At 60.6% G+C, this 17,570-nt stretch carries 9 protein-coding genes; 2 read left to right on the top strand and 7 right to left on the bottom strand.

The annotated features are described in order from the left end of the window. Positions 1-54 precede the first annotated feature (54 nt). Entirely contained in the window at positions 55-5,160 is a 5,106-nt protein-coding gene (locus JFT85_RS13080; protein ID WP_201229955.1) for an NEL-type E3 ubiquitin ligase domain-containing protein, read from the top strand. A gap of 135 nt (positions 5,161-5,295) precedes the next feature. Continuing rightward, on the top strand, positions 5,296-12,288 hold the full coding sequence (locus tag JFT85_RS13075; RefSeq protein ID WP_201229953.1) for an NEL-type E3 ubiquitin ligase domain-containing protein: 6,993 nt from the start codon (positions 5,296-5,298) through the stop codon (positions 12,286-12,288). Between the two features lie 94 nt (positions 12,289-12,382). Here the strand turns inward: JFT85_RS13075 and ureC are convergent, their stop codons facing one another. From ureC to urtE, 7 genes are all read right to left on the bottom strand, one after another. Next, complete coding sequence (gene ureC / locus JFT85_RS13070; RefSeq protein ID WP_053254099.1) at positions 12,383-14,083, bottom strand: urease subunit alpha; 1,701 nt, start codon at positions 14,081-14,083, stop codon at positions 12,383-12,385. Between the two features lie 114 nt (positions 14,084-14,197). Beyond that, on the bottom strand, positions 14,198-14,503 hold the full coding sequence (locus JFT85_RS13065; protein ID WP_053254100.1) for an urease subunit beta: 306 nt from the start codon (positions 14,501-14,503) through the stop codon (positions 14,198-14,200). Next, positions 14,500-15,033 (bottom strand): GNAT family N-acetyltransferase, encoded by a 534-nt coding sequence (locus tag JFT85_RS13060; RefSeq protein ID WP_053254101.1) that lies wholly within the window; start codon positions 15,031-15,033, stop codon positions 14,500-14,502. Before JFT85_RS13060 ends, JFT85_RS13065 begins: the two co-directional genes overlap by 4 nt. Before the next feature lie 5 nt (positions 15,034-15,038). Then, the gene (locus JFT85_RS13055) at positions 15,039-15,551 is read right to left on the bottom strand and encodes a GNAT family N-acetyltransferase (RefSeq protein ID WP_073638893.1); all 513 of its coding nucleotides are present in this window, start codon (positions 15,549-15,551) and stop codon (positions 15,039-15,041) included. 9 nt (positions 15,552-15,560) lie between these two features. Next, positions 15,561-15,863: an urease subunit gamma gene (gene ureA, locus JFT85_RS13050; protein ID WP_053254103.1), complete on the bottom strand. Its 303-nt coding sequence runs from the start codon at positions 15,861-15,863 to the stop codon at positions 15,561-15,563. 3 nt (positions 15,864-15,866) lie between these two features. Beyond that, a complete protein-coding gene (locus JFT85_RS13045) occupies positions 15,867-16,706 on the bottom strand; it encodes an urease accessory protein UreD (protein ID WP_078827677.1) in 840 nt (279 codons plus the stop codon). A 42-nt stretch (positions 16,707-16,748) separates the two neighbouring features. Beyond that, positions 16,749-17,447 (bottom strand): urea ABC transporter ATP-binding subunit UrtE, encoded by a 699-nt coding sequence (urtE, locus tag JFT85_RS13040; RefSeq protein WP_069550911.1) that lies wholly within the window; start codon positions 17,445-17,447, stop codon positions 16,749-16,751. Between the last annotated feature and the right edge of the window lie 123 nt (positions 17,448-17,570).

Here is a 17,570-nt window from a genome sequence, read left to right as displayed (position 1 = left end):
CAGCTACGGCTATTCGATAGGTTGGTTTTTTCCAACCTGCACGGATGGCCCGATATGTCAGAACAACCCGTTACCTCAACCCCCGAAGGCACCTTCAACGCTGACCTTCGGGGCGTGCATTACGACTTCCTCAAGGAACGTGTACCCGCGTGGTTCACTCAGGGTTCCACCCAGCGCCAGGAAGAACTCGCCAACCACGATACGGAACTGCCCAGCTGGTACCTGACCGCCACGGCTCAGCAAAAGGCTGAGCTGGCCGCCCGCCATACCCGCTACCGCGAAACCTTGAACCAGGTGGACAACACCCTCGGCGACATCAAGGACGCGTGCGCCTTTGCCGAGCAGCCGCTTAAAGATGCAATCAAACAACGCTTCAACCTGGACGTGGACGTCAAGAACGTCTATTTCGCCCGCAAGTATGGGTTTAAAAGTCGCGACGACCTGTTCGGTGCGTTTGTTTTTGAGCAGCAGAACGACTCGGCGTTGAGTTATGAATACCGTGGTGTTTCTTTGCTTGAGGCCGCCTTGGCCAATTTCGCGCCCGACGAAGAGCACGCCAGTGCCTGCAACGATTGCCAGGTCATAACGCGCTGGAGTTCGTACGACGGCGAAGTTATCCCGACCTTCCACGCGGTCAATTCCCAGACCCTGTCCATCGCGCCCCATGAGTTTGCCCAAGTGTGCCGCAGCCTGGACTTAGGCAATTTGTATCAGCAGCACATCAAGGCCATTGTCCAACCGGACGACACGGCCCAGCGCAGCGCACTTGAAACGCAGCTGCAAGAGCACCAACGCCAGCAATTGGCGCTGAGCGCAGAGGTGGCGGCTCACCAGACCGAATGGGGCATCAGCGCTGACGCGTACCGCATGATCAAACAGGTCATCACTAACCCCGCCAGTGCCACACTCGACGGTAAACCAGTGACGTTTGCCGCATTGAAGGTGTTTGGCAGTGTGTTGGTGGGGCCAGTGCTGATCGGCCCGGCGCGTAAAGGCAGTGACAGTGTCGAGCGCCTGGTCGTGTTCATCCCCAACGACCCACAGCAGCCGCTCAGGGAGTACGCCTCCAGTGCGGAGTTTATGGCGGACCTCAGGGCCCGCTTGCACAGCGCCTCGTATCGACGCTTCTTCAGCCGGTTCGTGCCCCAGCGCGAGCAGGGGGTCTTTTTTAAACAATTTAATGTGGTGTACAAGCCCGCCAACGGCGATGGCGAGGCGGGCGATTACCCGCTGGCATCAAGGCCGGTGAGGTTGCCGCTGGATGAGACGGCTATCAATGGCAACCTATGGGAGCAACTGCGCGCGGCCCAGGTGCGCAAAATTTTATCGGACGCCCGCGCCGTGGCGGTGCCCACCGGGGATGAGGACCGTCAGGCGCGTATGGAGCGACTGTCGAGCTATTTGGACGCGGTGATCAGCGTGTTCAACCTCGCCGCTTTCGTGGTGCCGGGGTTGGGGCCGATCATGCTGGCGGTGGGCGCGGCGCAGATGTGCACTGAAGTGTATGAAGGCATCGAAGCCTACGAGCAAAGCGACCTGAAAACGCTGTGGGCGCACTTGTCCAGCGTAGCCCTCAACGCGGCGATGCTGGGGGCAGGCGCGAAGGTGTTGCCCGAGATCAAATCGGTGAGCGCCATTGACCACCTCAAGCCGGTCACGCTGCCGAGCGGCGAACAGCGATTATGGAAACCTGATGTGTCCTCCTACGAATACCGTCAGCCGATACCTTCCGGCGTTGCGGTCGACGAACGGGGTCTGTACCAGGTCAACGGTACCTCGGTCTTGCCGTTGCAGGGCCGGCGCTACGCTGTTCGCCAGGACCCGGTGACCGAGGCGTACCGCATCGTCCACCCCTCGCGGCCGGAGGCCTATCAGCCGACCCTCACGGAAAATGGCGGCGGCCTCTGGAACCATGAGCTGGAGCGCCCGCAGACCTGGGAAGGCGCATCGCTGATGCAGCGCTTGGGCCCGTTGGCAGACGGTTTCAGCGATGCTGAACTGGAACAGGTGCGACGTGTCGCGGATGTGAGTGAAGATGTGCTGCGTCGTGTGCATGTAGAGGGCGAGGCGACGCCCGCGATTTTGCTCGACACCTTGCGCCAGTTCAGGGCGTATCGCGATGCGGTGAACGTTGCCGAGGGCATACGCCTGGGTTCGCTCAGCAGCGACCTTTGCGGCTATGCCGCGTCGTTGATGGTGGAGATGCCGAGGTGGCCTTCAAACGTGGCGATAGAGGCTTTTTCGAATGCCGCGTTGGATGGGCCATCGATCAAGTACGGCAATGGCCAGGCGCTAGCGTCCGACACGTTGCGTATCCACCGTGGCGAGCTAATGAACGGGCAGTTGCCCAAGCGCGTTATCGAGTTTTTGAGTGAGCGCCAGCTCATGGACTTGGTGGGTCGCTCTGACGGCACGCCCGAATCACGCACCGCGTCCTTGCGGTCACGGCTTGAACAGCATGCGATCAACGTTCGTTCGCGTCTGATGAAGAGTATCTACCTTGAGCAGCAGCCGCCGTCGGACACCGCGATCATGCTGGTCCAGAACCAGTTCAGCTCTATACCCAGCGGCCTGGCGCGAGAACTGCTGGCAGACGTGACACCGTCCGAACGGGCGACCATGAAGCGCACCCAAAACCTACCGTTTCGCCTTTTGGAGAAAGCCCGACTGGCGCAACAGCAGATGCGCCTGAGCCACGCCTATGAAGGGCTCTATCTCGATGACATGGCCAACAAGGACACCGAGGCCCTGGTGCTCAATAGCCTGGCCAACGTGCCTGGCTGGAGTAATGGCTTGCGGCTGGAAGTGCGTGAGGGACGATTGGAAGGTGAGTTGCGCGCCAGCTTTGGATCGGCCGATGCCGCCGAGCGCAAGGTGTTGGTGCGGGTGGACGAGGGGCAGTATCAAGCCAAGGATGAACGAGGGCAGGACCTGCATGGCATCAACGGCTTGTATGGGTCACTGCAGCATGCGTTGCCCGACGCTCATCGCAATGCAATCGGTTTACCTGACGTGGGGCAGGGCGAGCAGCTCAAAGCGTTGATCACCGAAAAAGCCCTGTCGCGCGCGCAATTGCGCAACGTGTTAGGCATGCAGTCGAAAAAACAGCCGCGCTATCCGACATTGTCGGCCGCTGGTCGTCGAGGCTATCCATTATCCGGGCGTGGGGGGAACGTGTTGGACCAGATCGTTCGAGAACGCATTCTGTCGCTTTACCCCGATTTGACCGTGGACGAAGTCGTTGCCCTGCGCCAGCGCCAAGGTTGGTTCGATGAGCAGTGGCTCAAGCGCCTGGAGCGAGAGCGCACGGACTTTAAGTCGACGATGAGCCGGTGGCTGTCCACGCACACGGAAGGGGTCGAGCCGTTCAGCGAAGCGGATCGCAAAGCCTTGAAAGCCAAGCGCGCCATTTATGACACCCTGCACGACGCACTGAAAGAAGTCGGCCCGCGTCATTACGACGCTAACGGTCAATATGTGGGGCAGAGAATAGAGTGGGTCGAAGCCGACTTGCAGCAGCAACTGCGTACGCTGCCGGACCTGCCGGCCAATTTTGACCGCGTCACTCGATTAACACTGATCTCCAGCCATGTGACCGATGCTGATATCGGCCGTTTGCTCGTCAACTTCCGTGGCTTGCGCGTGCTTAGCCTGGATGGCGGTGAGTTGACCGAGTTGCCCCGGGCCATTGGTGATATGCCGCATTTGCGCAGCCTGGATCTGGCAAGCAATTTGATCACGTTGAAGCCCGCAGACGTTGTGCTGTTGGGTAAGGCCGTTCGGCTGGAGGCGCTGTCCTTGAGAGACAACCCCCTGGAGCGGGCACCGGATGTCAGCGGTATGAAGAATCTGCGCACTCTGTGGTTGAGCAACACCGGCCTTCATGAATGGCCCGCCGGAGTCTTTCGCGTTCCGCGCCCGCGTGACTTCAACCTTGACCTGAGGGATAACCCAATCAACCGGGTTCCGGTGTTTGCTCCGGGTTCAGACAATGCCCTGATTGTCGCGCGAACCTTACTCAGTCGCGAGAGGTTGGTTACCCCCGATCTGCTGGCGCAATTCAAGCAGTACATCGAAGCGGCGGGTTACGACCCGGAGCGCCAGTTTCCTGCCCGGGGTGAATTTGATCGTCGTTTGTGGAACACCGGTGTGCCGCAGGACGAGTGGCGCTCCAAACAACGGCTATGGGACCACCTTGAGCAGACATTCGGCTCCGAGGGTTTTTTTAATGAGTTGCGCCTCCTCAGGCGTTCGGGGGATGCAAAGGTCGATAGCGGCCGGTTACTGCCGGAGTTGACTGCAAAGGTCTGGCGAATGCTGGAAGCCATGGGCGAAGACGCCGAGTTGCGTGACGAGTTGTTCCGTATGGCGAGAAATCCCTCGGCCTGTGTGGACGCGGGCGCCCAGCTGTTTAATGCCATGGGTGTTGAAGTGCTGCTGCGCGCTGCGTATGAAAGTGAAGATGCCAGTGTCGTGCAACGGAGTGTGTTCAACCTGGCCAGAGGCAAATGGCGATTGGATGAGCTGAGCAGGATTGCCCATGACCGGGTCGAGCAGCTCAAGGCGCAAGGCGTGCAGTACCCGCAATATGACGCCGCCGGGGCTCCGATTATTCAGTACGGTGCCGATGGTCTCGAAATTCTGCCGATAGATGAGGTTGAAATTTATCTGGCCTATACCGCGCCTTTGGCCACTCGACTGAACTTGCCGTGGCAAGCCAAAAGCATGGCGTTTCGCGAGGACTATGTCACAGCGCAGATGGTCGAAAATGCGTTCAAACGGGTGACGGCACTGGAGCAGGGTGAACTGCTGCGGAGCAATCTGCTGGAACAACCCATGTGGGTCGACTATCTGCAACGCGCCCACCAGCAAGCGTTTTCGTCGGTACGCGACAAATTCGAAGCGTTGATTGACCTGGAAACGGCCTTGGCGAAGTGGCTCGATACGGGCGCGTTGTCGGCGCAGGCGCGCGAGGCGCTGCGCGCAACCATCCAGCGTACATCCGCGCTACTGGGGCGCACGGGCCCTGCGAGCCAACCGGGGTATGTGATGACCCAACAGGAATACGACAGGGCGTTTGCCAGTATCGATGCGCAGTACCAGCGCCTGCTCAGTACCTTCACCGATCAGGCGATCAGCAGCCTTTTACCCGCGAATTGAAACAGGGATATTGGCAAGGTGCCGGCGGCATTCAATGCGCGTGAGTATTTCTGAGAAGGCGATAAATACCTAAGGCGTCACCGCAAGTGCCATTCGATAGGCTGGTTTTTTCAAACCCGTCACGGATGGCCCGATATGTCAGAACAACCCGTTACCTCAACCCCCGAAGGCACCTTCAACGCTGACCTTCGGGGCGTGCATTACGACTTCCTCAAGGACCGTGTACCCGCGTGGTTCACCCAGGGTTCCACCCAGCGCCAGGAAGAACTCGCCAACCATGATACGGAACTGCCCAGCTGGTACCTGACCGCCACGGCTCAGCAAAAGGCTGAGCTGGCCGCCCGCCATACCCGCTACCGCGAAACCTTGAACCAGGTGGACAACACCCTCGGCGACATCAAGGACGCGTGCGCCTTTGCCGAGCAGCTGCTTAAAGACGCAATCAAACAACGCTTCAACCTGGACGTGGACGTCAAGAACGTCTATTTCGCCCGCAAGTATGGGTTTAAAAGTCGCGACGACCTGTTCGGTGCGTTTGTTTTTGAGCAGCAGAACGACTCGGCGTTGAGTTATGAGTACCGTGGTGTTTCTTTACTTGAGGCGGCCTTGGCCAATTTCGCGCCCGATGAAGAGCACGCCAGTGCCTGCAACGATTGCCAGGTCATAACGCGCTGGAGTTCGTACGACGGCGAAGTCATCCCGACCTTCCACGCGGTCAATTCCCAGGCCCTGTCCATCGCGCCCCATGAATTTGCCCAAGTGTGCCGCAGCCTGGACTTAGGCAATTTGTATCAGCAGCACATCAAGGCCATTGTCCAACCGGACGACACGGCCCAGCGCAGCGCACTTGAAACGCAGCTGCAAGAGCACCAACGCCAGCAATTGGCGCTGAGCGCAGAGGTGGCGGCTCACCAGACCGAGTGGGGCATCAGCGCTGACGCGTACCGCATGATCAAACAGGTCATCACTAACCCCGCCAGTGCCACACTCGACGGTAAACCTGTGACGTTTGCCGCATTGAAGGTGTTTGGCAGTGTGTTGGTGGGGCCAGTGCTGATCGGCCCGGCGCGTAAAGGCAGTGACAGTGTCGAGCGCCTGGTCGTGTTCATCCCCAACGACCCACAGCAGCCACTCAGGGAGTACGCCTCCAGTGCGGAGTTTATGGCGGACCTCAGGGCCCGCCTGCACAGTGCTTCGTATCGACGCTTCTTCAGCCGGTTCGTGCCCCAGCGCGAGCAGGGCATCGTTTTTAAGCAATTTGATGTGTTGTACAAACCCGCCAACGGCAATGGCGCAGCGGGCGATTACCCGCTGGCATCAAGGCCGGTGAAGTTGCCGCTGGATGAGATGGCAATCAACGGCAACCTATGGGAGCAACTGCGCGCGGCCCAGGTGCGCAAAATTTTATCGGACGCCCGCGCCGTGGCGGTGCCCACCGGGGATGAGGACCGTCAGGCGCGTATGGAGCGACTGTCGAGTTATTTGGACGCGGTGATCAGCGTGTTCAACCTCGCCGCCTTCGTGGTGCCGGGGCTGGGGCCGATCATGCTGGCGGTGGGCGCGGCGCAGATGTGCACTGAAGTGTATGAAGGCATCGAAGCCTACGAGCGAAACGATCTGAAGACATTGTGGGCGCACTTGTCCAGCTTGGCACTCAATGCGGCGATGCTGGGCACCGGCGCGAAGGTGTTGCCCGCAATCAAATGGGCGAGCATCGTCGACAACCTCAAGCCGGTCACGCTGCCGAGCGGTAAACAGGTGTTGTGGAACCCGGATATGGCGCCCTATAAGGTGCCGGTCAACCTGGGGCCAGACGCCCAGCCAGACGCATTGGGCCTGTATCAGCATAACGGGCAAACAGTGTTGCCCCATGAGGGTGACTATTATCAGGTTCGGCAAGAGCCTGACACCGGCCAGTACCGGATCCAGCACCCCAATCGGCCGGGGGCGTATGAACCGCAACTGGAACATAACGACGCCGGCGCCTGGAGCCATGAAGTCGAGGAACCCCTGACCTGGGACAAACCGACCCTGATGAGGCGCCTGGGGCTGGAGCAGCGTGGGCTTGGCCGCGAAACGCTGGAGCAGGCCCGGCTGGCCAGCGGCGTCGAAGAGGACACATTGCGCCAGACCTTTGTGGAGCATGAGCCGGTACCCTTGCTGTTGGAGGATTCGATTCAGCACTTCAAGGCCCATCAGGCGCTCACGACCTTTGTTGAACAGATGCGCAGCAGCGACCCGGCCATCTACGCCAAGGCTGATCTGGCGCTGCAAATGAACATGATGCGTCGCCGAGGCATGTTGCCGCAAAACCTCGGTTTTCGCGTGCTCGGCAGCGGCGCCAGGGTACTCTGGGAAACGGAGCCGCACACTGCGACGCGGGTGGTCGTTTTCAACGATGACCAACTGGCGCGTGGCGAGTTGCTTAAAGAGGTGTTGAACACCTTGCAAGGCGTTGACCCGACGCTTAACGACATCCCTGGAAGTGCCGAAGACTCACTGCATGTGCGGGCGGGCAAGCTACGCCAGTACCTGGGCGACACGGTGGACACCTATAAAGGTCCACTGGCGGAGGAGCGTTACCGGGCGTTGACCGCATCGGCTGATCCCGATGTGCAGCGACTACAGGCGGACTATCCGGATTTGCCCACCTCGATGGCGGCGCACTTGCTCAAGAGCCTGAGCACCGAGCAAGTGCAGACCTTGCGCAATACCGGGCTGCTGCCCGAAGCACAGGCCGAACAGGCGAAATGGTGTGAACAGGAAACTCGCGTAGCCCGTGCTTATGAAGGGCTGCAACTGGACACTCTGGCGAACCTCGACAGCCAGCGCCTGGCGTTGCGCACGCTGGAAACCTTGCCCGGTTGGCACCGGGGGACACGGGTGGAACTGCGCCAGTATTCATCGCAGGGGCTGCTGCTGGATGCGATTGGCGCCCCGGAGGGAATGGCCAGGTCCCTGATACAGATGGATAACGGTTTGTTCCAGGCGACCCAGCCGCGGGACTTCTTTGCTGCGACCTGGGACCTGTTGTCTGCCACTGAACGCCAGGCCCTGGGGTTCACCGACGCGCTGCAAATGAAAGCTGCGATTGCACGAGCGCCGCTGTCACGTGCGCAGCTGCGTACGGTGTTGCTGGAGCACCCGGTGCGCAAACCGACCGTGGACCCTACGCTGCGCCTGTTGGGCGGTGGTCGTGGTTTTCGGCAACGGGTGGCCGGTGTTTTTGCTCCTTCAGAGGCGTCGGTAAAGGCCCGGATCCATAAGTTGTACCCCGCGATGGGAGAGAGCGAGGTCACTGCCTTGATTGCCTCATTGGGTGCGGATGTGCGAGGTGGGCTGACGCTTCGGGAAGCTGAGCTCAAGACGCTGGAGAGGGACTTGAAGGTTTGGGTTAAGGCGAACACACCGCAACCCGCTGCGGGCCCGGTGGATGCCCGAGCGTCTGGCATCGCCCGGCAGATCTTGAGTCATTGGCAGCGTACGGCTGAGGGCCCCATGCGGTTGCTGATGGATGGCGCGATGGAGCTGCCGACACTGAGCGCCGATTTCAGCTCTATCGAAAAACTTGAGCTCGTCGGCGTCAAGTGGTCGGGTAGCGCTGATGTTTTCCTTACAAAGTTCACCCGGCTCAACGACTTGGTCATCAGCCGGTGCAGGCTGACCGAGCTGCCCGGCGCTATTGGTGCAATGAACAATCTGACGTCGTTGGACCTGACGTCCAACACCCTCCGCTTAACCCCACACAGCGCCAGGACACTGAGTACCCTGGGCAACCTTGAAACGCTTTACCTCGCCAATAACCCGCTGAGCATTGCACCGGATGTGAGTGCCATGCCTCGATTGAGACGCCTGAACCTGAGGAATACGCAGCTGGATGCGTGGCCAGAGGGACTGCGGGCCCGCGCGGGGATGGAGGTTGTCGACTTGAGCCATAACCTTTTACGCGAAGTGCCCGAGGAACTCCTCAACCCGGCAGATGAGCAGCTAGAGGCGAGTGCCCAACTCAATGGCGTCACCCTGCTTGAGGGCAATCGATTTGCGGCTGATTACTGGCAGAAATTTGATGGTTACTGGCAACGTGTGAATCAGGCCCTACCTGACTTGGTGAAAAGCGCCCGTGATGGCGCATTTGACAGCGGTAACCCAAGGCTCGAAAAACTCCGACGGCTGTACCCAAACAAGCGTACGCAAGAGGCCAGAAAGTGGGTCTGGAGCTTGGGGGCCGGTGCCGACGCAGAACTGGACAGGCTCGAACAAGCGTTCAACACCTTGCAACAGCAGTTGAATGCCTGGGCGTTTTCGGGGGGTGGCGAACACCAACGCTACGTTCGTGCGGGCCAGCGACAGGTCAACGCAGGCGGCCTTGAGGACCGCTATCAGGCTCAGCAGCGTATTCTCGCGTGCTGGCGACGCGAGACCCCGCAAATGCTTGCCAATGACGGAGAGCAGATTGGCGTGGAGCTGGACCTGAGCGGCCTGATGTTGCCGAGCCTGCCGGACCTGGACGTTGATTTCAGCCATGTTGGCTCGCTGAAATTGAGCAACATGGGGCTCAGCGCTTCGCCGGAAGGCTTCCTGACACGCTATCGGCATCTGCGGTGGCTGGACCTGTCGAATAATCAGCTCAGGGTGCTGCCGCCGGCCCTGGATGAAATGCACAACCTGACCCGCTTGTTTTTGCATAACAACCGGATTCGCCTCACCCCGGAAACGGCGCGGATCCTGTCGCAACGGGTGAGGCTGCGCGCGTTATGGCTGCACGATAACTCGCTGGGCATTGCGCCCGACTTCAGCCTGATCACTGACATGCGTTCCCTGAGTATGGGAAACGCCGGCATCGATACCTGGCCTACCGGCTTGGGTGAGCAACCGTTGCTGGATCAGATCGAACTCAGTAATAACAACATCACCACTATCCCGGCCTCAGTCATTGCGCCACCGGATGATCAATTGGCGCAAACGGCCCGTATTAATAACCTGACGAGGGTCTCCCGTAACCCTCTGACCCCGGACACCCTGCAACAGGTCAGGGCCTACAACCAGCGCCTTGAACGGGCGGGGCTGGCCTCTGCGAGCAATCCGAACACCCTGGTGACCACCGCGCTCACCACTCGCACCCCGCGTGTGCGCGACGCGGGTACGCAGCAGCCGCTGCTGCGTTGGACCCAAGGGTTCGGCGAGGACCAGGTGTCAGCCAAAAAAGCCCAGTGGCAGGTGCTGCACGACAATGAGCGCGCAGGGCCGTTCTTCGACATTCTCAACCGGCTGGAGCCTGCGGGCCCGGGGCATGCCGACTTGCAACGTCGCGTCTGGGAGGTGATCGACAGCATCAGCGAAAACACCCCGGAATCGGAAAACCACCGCAACGAGTTGTTCGACCGGGCCGGCGAGCCCGGTTGTTGTGATCGCGCGGCGTTCTCGTTCAGCAACCTGGAAGTCGCAACGCTGATCTACAGGGCGCGTACACAGGCCACGGGGCAGGCGCAAGCGGCGCAGCTGTCGAACCTGTCCAAAGGCTTGTTCCGTTTGCATGAAGTCGACACGCTTGCGTCTCAGGACATCCAGCGCAGCGAGGCCATCGTCAATGACCCAACGGTGTCGATGACCGATAAGTTGCCCCATGTCACACGCCTCTCTGAAGAGGTGGAGATCAGGCTGGCGTATCGCTACGGCCTCAAGGACCGGCTGCAATTGCCGGGGCAGCCGCAGAGCGTCAGGTTCACCGACCTGGGCGGGGTCACACCGCAGATGCTGGATGCCGCGTATGAAAAGATCATCAAACGGGATAACTCTACCCAGGAGTATCAGGCGCTGTTGTCCCGAGAGTTCTGGCAGGACTACGTCACCCACAAGTACCGCGCGCAATTTGATGCACAGAGCGAGCCCTATCATCAGCAGTTGGCCGCGCTGCATGAGCGTCGCGTGGCCGAGACCTTGTCCGAGAAGATCTACAGGGCGAAAGCCGATGACCTGCAGGCACAGCTCGCGATCAAGGAAAGCGCACTGATCGACACACTGAGCCGACGCGAGGTCGCACAGATTCTGTTGCCACGCGAACCGCTTGAAGTGCTGGTTGAACCCGGCAAAAGCAGCGCGCGCGCGTTGCAGCTCTCACAGGCACGCGCCATCGAGTTCGAGGGCAAACAGTACTTTGTTGCGAGCATGCCCGATGGGGAAGGCGAGCATTACCTGTTGTGGGTGCAGGCGCCGGATAATCCGTTTGTGCTGGTCAGCAGCGCGATCATCGCCAAGCCCGATAGCGCGGGGGTTTGGAAGCGACCACGCACGGCGGGCGGGATGAAACCGGGTGGTTCCGAGGATGAGTTTGAAGACGCGGCCGAGTCCTTGCCTATGGTGCCTTACACGGCGGCCGAACTCAGGTTCATGAGGCGTGAAGTTCATTTCACGGCCGCCCCCAATCCCATCGGCAGTTATAACCGAGCGAATAACGGTAAGTACCCACTCAGGGACTATCAGGGCAGGCCGATACGCATTCGAAAACTGCAAAGCCGCGTTGAACTGGTGGATTCCGCTACTAAATACACCTCCGATCAAGTCAAGCCTTACATCAAGTTTGAAGGGTATGAGGAGGTGGGCGCACGTTATGAAGAGAAGCTGCAACTGCGTACGTTCACTGCACAGGATATGAAGGTGCCTGAAGAGAAGTCGCTGATCGGGCAGAACATGGTGGTGGCCAACAGGCGTATCGGCAAAGGAGAAATAGTCGGCGTTTACGGCGGGACGGTGCTGCCCTCTGGTTTTTTTGGCCCGGGCGGTCAGACCTACACCATGCTCGTGAGCAGTCGACCGGCGCTCGGTGATCTGGCGCTTGGCGAGCCGCTGGTTCACCTGTCTGGGGATAACATTATCTCCAGAATCAACACCAACTTTGAATATGATGCGGATGGTAAGCCGCTGCGTCAGGCCTCGGGCGGTTATAACGTCGAGGCCGTGCCATTCAATGTCGAGGCGGATATGTGGCTGGGCATGGGACCTGAAGCGACAACCCGGCGAAAGGGGTTTGTTTTGACGGCGGTATTTGCGATTGAAGACATTCCGGCGGGCACCGAGTTGCGAATGGATTATGGATACACCGAATCCATGATCAAAGCACAGGTCGTGTAAGGCTGTCGCGCGCGCTGGATACTTGAGCCAGGCGCGGTGTATTCAGCCCCGCAGAAGAACCGTCATGTTCGTCTTCGGGGCTGAATTGTCTTCGCTAGAACAAAAAGTAGCGCTGGGCCATTGGCAACACCTCGGCGGGCTCACACCACAGCAACACGCCATCGGCCTTGACCTGATAAGTCTGTGGGTCCACTTCGATATCCGGCAGGTAATCGTTGTGGATCAGGTCGGTTTTCTGCACGTCGCGACAGCCCTTGACCACCGCAATCTGCTTCTTCAAGCCCAGGGCCTCGGGCAACCCGGCGTCCTGCGCCGCCTGGCTGATAAAGGTCAGGCTGGTGGCATGCAACGCGCTGCCGAAGCTGGCGAACATCGGGCGGTAATGCACCGGCTGCGGCGTGGGAATCGACGCATTGGCGTCGCCCATCAGGCTTGAGGCAATCGCGCCGCCCTTGAGAATCAGGGTCGGCTTGATGCCGAAAAAAGCCGGGCGCCACAGCACCAGGTCGGCCCACTTGCCCACTTCGATCGAGCCGACAATATGGCTGATGCCATGGGTGATCGCCGGGTTGATGGTGTACTTGGCGATGTAGCGTTTGGCGCGGAAATTATCATTGCCCGGGCCGTCACCGGGCAGGGCGCCACGCTGTTTTTTCATCTTGTCGGCGGTCTGCCAGGTGCGCGTGATCACTTCACCGACGCGGCCCATGGCCTGGCTGTCGGAACTGATCATCGAGAACGCACCGAGGTCATGCAGGATGTCTTCGGCGGCGATGGTCTCACGGCGGATGCGGCTTTCGGCGAAGGCCACGTCTTCGGCAATGCTCGGGTCCAGGTGATGGCAGACCATCAACATGTCCAGGTGCTCGTCGATGGTATTGCGGGTGAACGGCCGGGTCGGGTTGGTGGAGCTGGGCAGTACGTTTGGGAAACCGCAGGCCTTGATGATGTCCGGCGCGTGGCCGCCACCGGCACCTTCGGTGTGGTAGGTGTGAATGGTGCGGCCCTTGAGCGCGGCGAGGGTGGTTTCGACGAAGCCGGACTCGTTGAGCGTATCGCTGTGGATCGCCACCTGCACATCGTACGCGTCGGCAACGCTCAGGCAGTTGTCGATGCTGGCCGGTGTGGTGCCCCAGTCCTCATGCAGCTTCAAACCGATGGCGCCGGCCTTGACCTGCTCGACCAATGGCTCCGGCAAACTGGCGTTGCCCTTGCCGGTGAAGCCGATGTTCATCGGGAACGAGTCGCTGGCCTGCAGCATGCGCGCCAAATGCCATGGGCCTGAGGTGCAGGTGGTGGCATTGGTGCCGGTTGCCGGGCCGGTGCCGCCGCCGATCATGGTGGTGACGCCGCTGGTCAGCGCCTCCTCGATCTGCTGCGGGCAGATGAAGTGCACGTGGGAGTCGATACCGCCGGCGGTGAGGATCATGCCTTCACCGGCAATCACTTCGGTGCTGGCGCCGATGGCCATGGTCACGCCGGGCTGGATGTCCGGGTTACCGGCCTTGCCGATCGCGTGAATGCGGCCGTTCTTCAGGCCGACGTCGGCTTTGACGATGCCCCAGTGATCGATGATCAGCGCGTTGGTGATGAGCGTGTCCACCACTTCATGGGCGAGCAACTGGCTCTGGCCCTGACCATCGCGAATCACCTTGCCGCCGCCGAATTTCACTTCTTCGCCGTAGACGGTGAAGTCCTGCTCCACTTCGACGAACAGCTCGGTGTCGGCCAGGCGGACCTTGTCACCGACGGTGGGGCCGTACATGTCGGCGTAGGCTTGGCGGCTGATTTTCATGTGTGTGAGCCCTGAGAAAAAATGTGTTGAATGTGAAATCGTTTTCGCGAGCAAGCCCGCTCCCACATTTGGAATGCATTCCCCTGTGGGAGCGGGCTTGCTCGCGATGAGGCCCTAAAGGTCACCCATAATCCGCCCGGCGAAGCCGAATACTCGGCGCCCGCCGCTCAAATCCACCAACTCGATGTCGCGACTCTGCCCCGGCTCAAACCGCACCGCCGTGCCCGCCGGAATATTCAGACGCATGCCACGGCTCGCAGCGCGATCAAAGGTCAGCGCGTCGTTGGTCTCGAAAAAGTGATAGTGCGAGCCCACCTGAATCGGTCGGTCGCCGCTGTTGGCCACGCTCAAGGTGATGGTGCGCCGGCCGACGTTGAGCTCGATGTCGCCAGGTTGGATCTTGTATTCACCAGGAATCATGCAGGTTGCCCCAGGGTCTTGAAGTAGATGGCGGTCGGGGTGTAGCGCCCGTCCGGGCTTTGGCAGTAGTCGGGCAACTCACCGATTTTGGTGTAGCGCAGCGACTGGTAAAAGGCCTCGGCACCGGAGCCCGCTTCGGTGTCCAGGTACAGCAGGCCGCGCTTGTGCTGGCGCGCGGCGAGTTCCAGGGCGTTCATCAATTGCTGGCCGAGGCCATGGCGGCGGGCGCTGCTGTGAACCAGCAGCTTTTGTACCTCGGCACGGTTCAGGCCGTTGGCTTTCTGGCACAGCGCCAATTGCACGCTGGCAATGACTTGCTCGTCGCGCACCACCACCCACAGCAACAGGCTGGCGTCTTCCACGCTGGCTTGCACGCCTTTCAGATAGGCGCGCGCCTGGGTCTCATCGAAGTCAGCCATGAAGCCAACCGAGGCGCCATGCTGCACCGCGTCCAGCAACAGCTCGATCAAGCCCAGGCGGTAATGGGCAAAACTTTCAGCATTCACTCGACGCAGTTGTGCAGCACTCATTGATCTCACTCCTTGGGCGGTTCGGCGCCCGGGTTCAATGTCAGTTGCATAAAAGTCAGGTCCAGCCAGCGGCCGAACTTGATGCCCACTTGCGGCATCTGCCCGGTGCTGATGAAACCCAGGCGCGCATGCAGACGGATGGACGCCTGGTTGCCGCTTTCGATGGCCGCGACCATCACGTGTTTGCCACCGCTGCGGGCACGCTCGATCAGTGCTTGCATCAAGTGCGGGCCGAGGCCTTTGCCACGTTGGTCGTTGCGCACATACACCGAGTGTTCGACGCTGTAGCGAAAGCCTTCAAAAGGGCGCCAGTCGCCGAACGACGCGTAGCCGATGACTTCATCGTTTTCCACCGCCACCAGAATCGGATAGGCCTGGGCCTGGCGCGCACTGAACCAGGCCTGGCGGTTAGCCAGGTCGACCGGTTGTTCGTTCCAGATCGCCGTGGTGTTGAGTACCGCGTCGTTGTAGATGTCACGAATCGCCGGCAGGTCTTGCCAGGTTGCATCACGAATCATGGCCGCGCCTCACGGGATGGGCTGGTGAACGGTCACCAGTTTGGTACCGTCGGGGAAGGTGGCTTCCACCTGGATATCGGGGATCATTTCCGGGATGCCCTCCATCACCTGCTCGCGGCTGAGCAGGGTCGTGCCGTAGTGCATCAGTTCGGCGACGGTGCGCCCATCGCGGGCACCTTCCATCAGCGCGGCGGAAATATAGGCGATGGTTTCCGGGTAGTTGAGCTTCACGCCCCGCGCCAGGCGGCGTTCGGCCACGAGGCCGGCGGTGAAGATCAGCAGTTTGTCTTTTTCCCGTGGGGTTAAATCCATGCTTCAGGTGCTCCAGATTCGCGGTAAAACGGCTTCACGGCCCAGCACCGCCGGGCGCAACAGCCGCCATAAATCAATCAGCCAGGCCCGCGCCAGCAGCGCTTCACTGGCCAGGCAGCGGGCCACCAGCAAGCCGGGCAGTTGGGTCAGGTCGCCGCGCACCGTATGGGGCAAGGCGCGGCAGGTTTCCAATAATTCGGGCTCGATATCACCGGTGAGCAACAGCGTGGCAAACACCGGCTGGCCGTCCAGCCCGATGGGGGAGTCGAGTAAACCGTCGGCGCCCACAATGCGCTGGCGCTCGTGCCAGAGCAACTGGCCGTCGCGGCGAATATCCAGGTGCGATTGAAAGTGGCCGAGGTCAAAACGCTCGCCGCTGGCGGGGCGGCCGAGGGCGACCACGTCCCAATAAAACAGCCGGGCGTCGCCTTGCAGCGCTACGCGCGTAGTGAGTTCCGCCTGGGCGGCGCTGAACACGATGGTTTCCTGGGGCAGCCATTCCAGGGTGGCGCCGGCTTCTACCGTCAGTTCAAGCTGTTGAAAGGCCGGGCCATTGGCGCGGTACCACTTGGCTGCGCCGGGGCTGGTCAATTGCGCCCAGGCATTGGCGCCGACATGGGCGCGGATGTCCAGGCGATCACCGCCGGCAATCCCGCCGGGCGGGTGCACGATGATGTGTTGGCACACCTCGGGGCCTTCGGCGTACAGGTGTTTTTGCACGCGCAGCGGGCCAAGGTGGCGGCGCATCACCGGGCGCGTGGTGTCGCCGAAACGCGCGTAGCCGAGTTCCAGCTCGGCATGCCAGCTGGGGGTGAACAGGGCGGGGATAACGGGCAGGTTCATGGCTTTGGGCTTATCTTCGGACGCTAAAGATTAGATTCTTACTTATATAGAAACCAGGCCACGCACACCCTCACTTTCCATATTTTCTCCACGGCCTTGCTGCACGATTTCGCCACGGGACATCACCAGGTACTGGTCGGCCAGCTCGGCGGCGAAGTCGTAGAACTGCTCCACCAACAGGATCGCCATATCGCCACGGGCGGCGAGCTTTTTGATCACCATGCCGATTTCCTTGATCACGGACGGCTGAATGCCCTCGGTGGGCTCGTCGAGAATCAACAGGCGCGGGCGGCTGGCCAGGGCGCGGCCGATTGCCAACTGTTGCTGCTGGCCGCCGGACAAATCACCGCCACGGCGGTGCTTCATTTGCAGCAAGACCGGGAACAGTTCGTAGATAAACTCCGGGACTGCTTTGGCCTCGGCACCGGGAAACCGAGAGAGGCCCATCAACAGGTTTTCTTCCACGGTCAGGCGGCCGAAAATCTCCCGGCCCTGCGGCACGTAGGCGATGCCCGCGTGCACGCGCTGGTGCGGCTTGAGCCCGGTAATGGCCTTGCCTTCCCAGTTCACCGCGCCTTCTTTGGCGGGCAGCAAACCCATCAGGCATTTGAGCAGGGTGGTCTTGCCCACGCCGTTACGGCCGAGCAGGCAGGTGACCTCGCCGACGTTCACGTCGAAGGACAGCCCGCGCAGGATGTGGCTACCGCCGTAGTACTGGTGCAACTTGTCGACTTGCAGCATTCTGGAGTTCTCCTCAATTCCCTGTGGGAACCGGATCAATGTGGGCGCCGGCTTGCCTGCGATGGCATCACCGTGGTCCCACGGGGAGACCGAGTCGCCTGTAGCGCAGGCAAGCCAGCGCCC

It is taken from the genome of Pseudomonas sp. TH04 (genome assembly GCF_016651355.1).
Taxonomy (GTDB): Bacteria; Pseudomonadota; Gammaproteobacteria; order Pseudomonadales; family Pseudomonadaceae; genus Aquipseudomonas; species Aquipseudomonas fluorescens.
The sequence above is the reverse complement of the archived record's forward strand: the minus strand, read 5'-3'. Positions and strand labels throughout refer to the sequence as shown.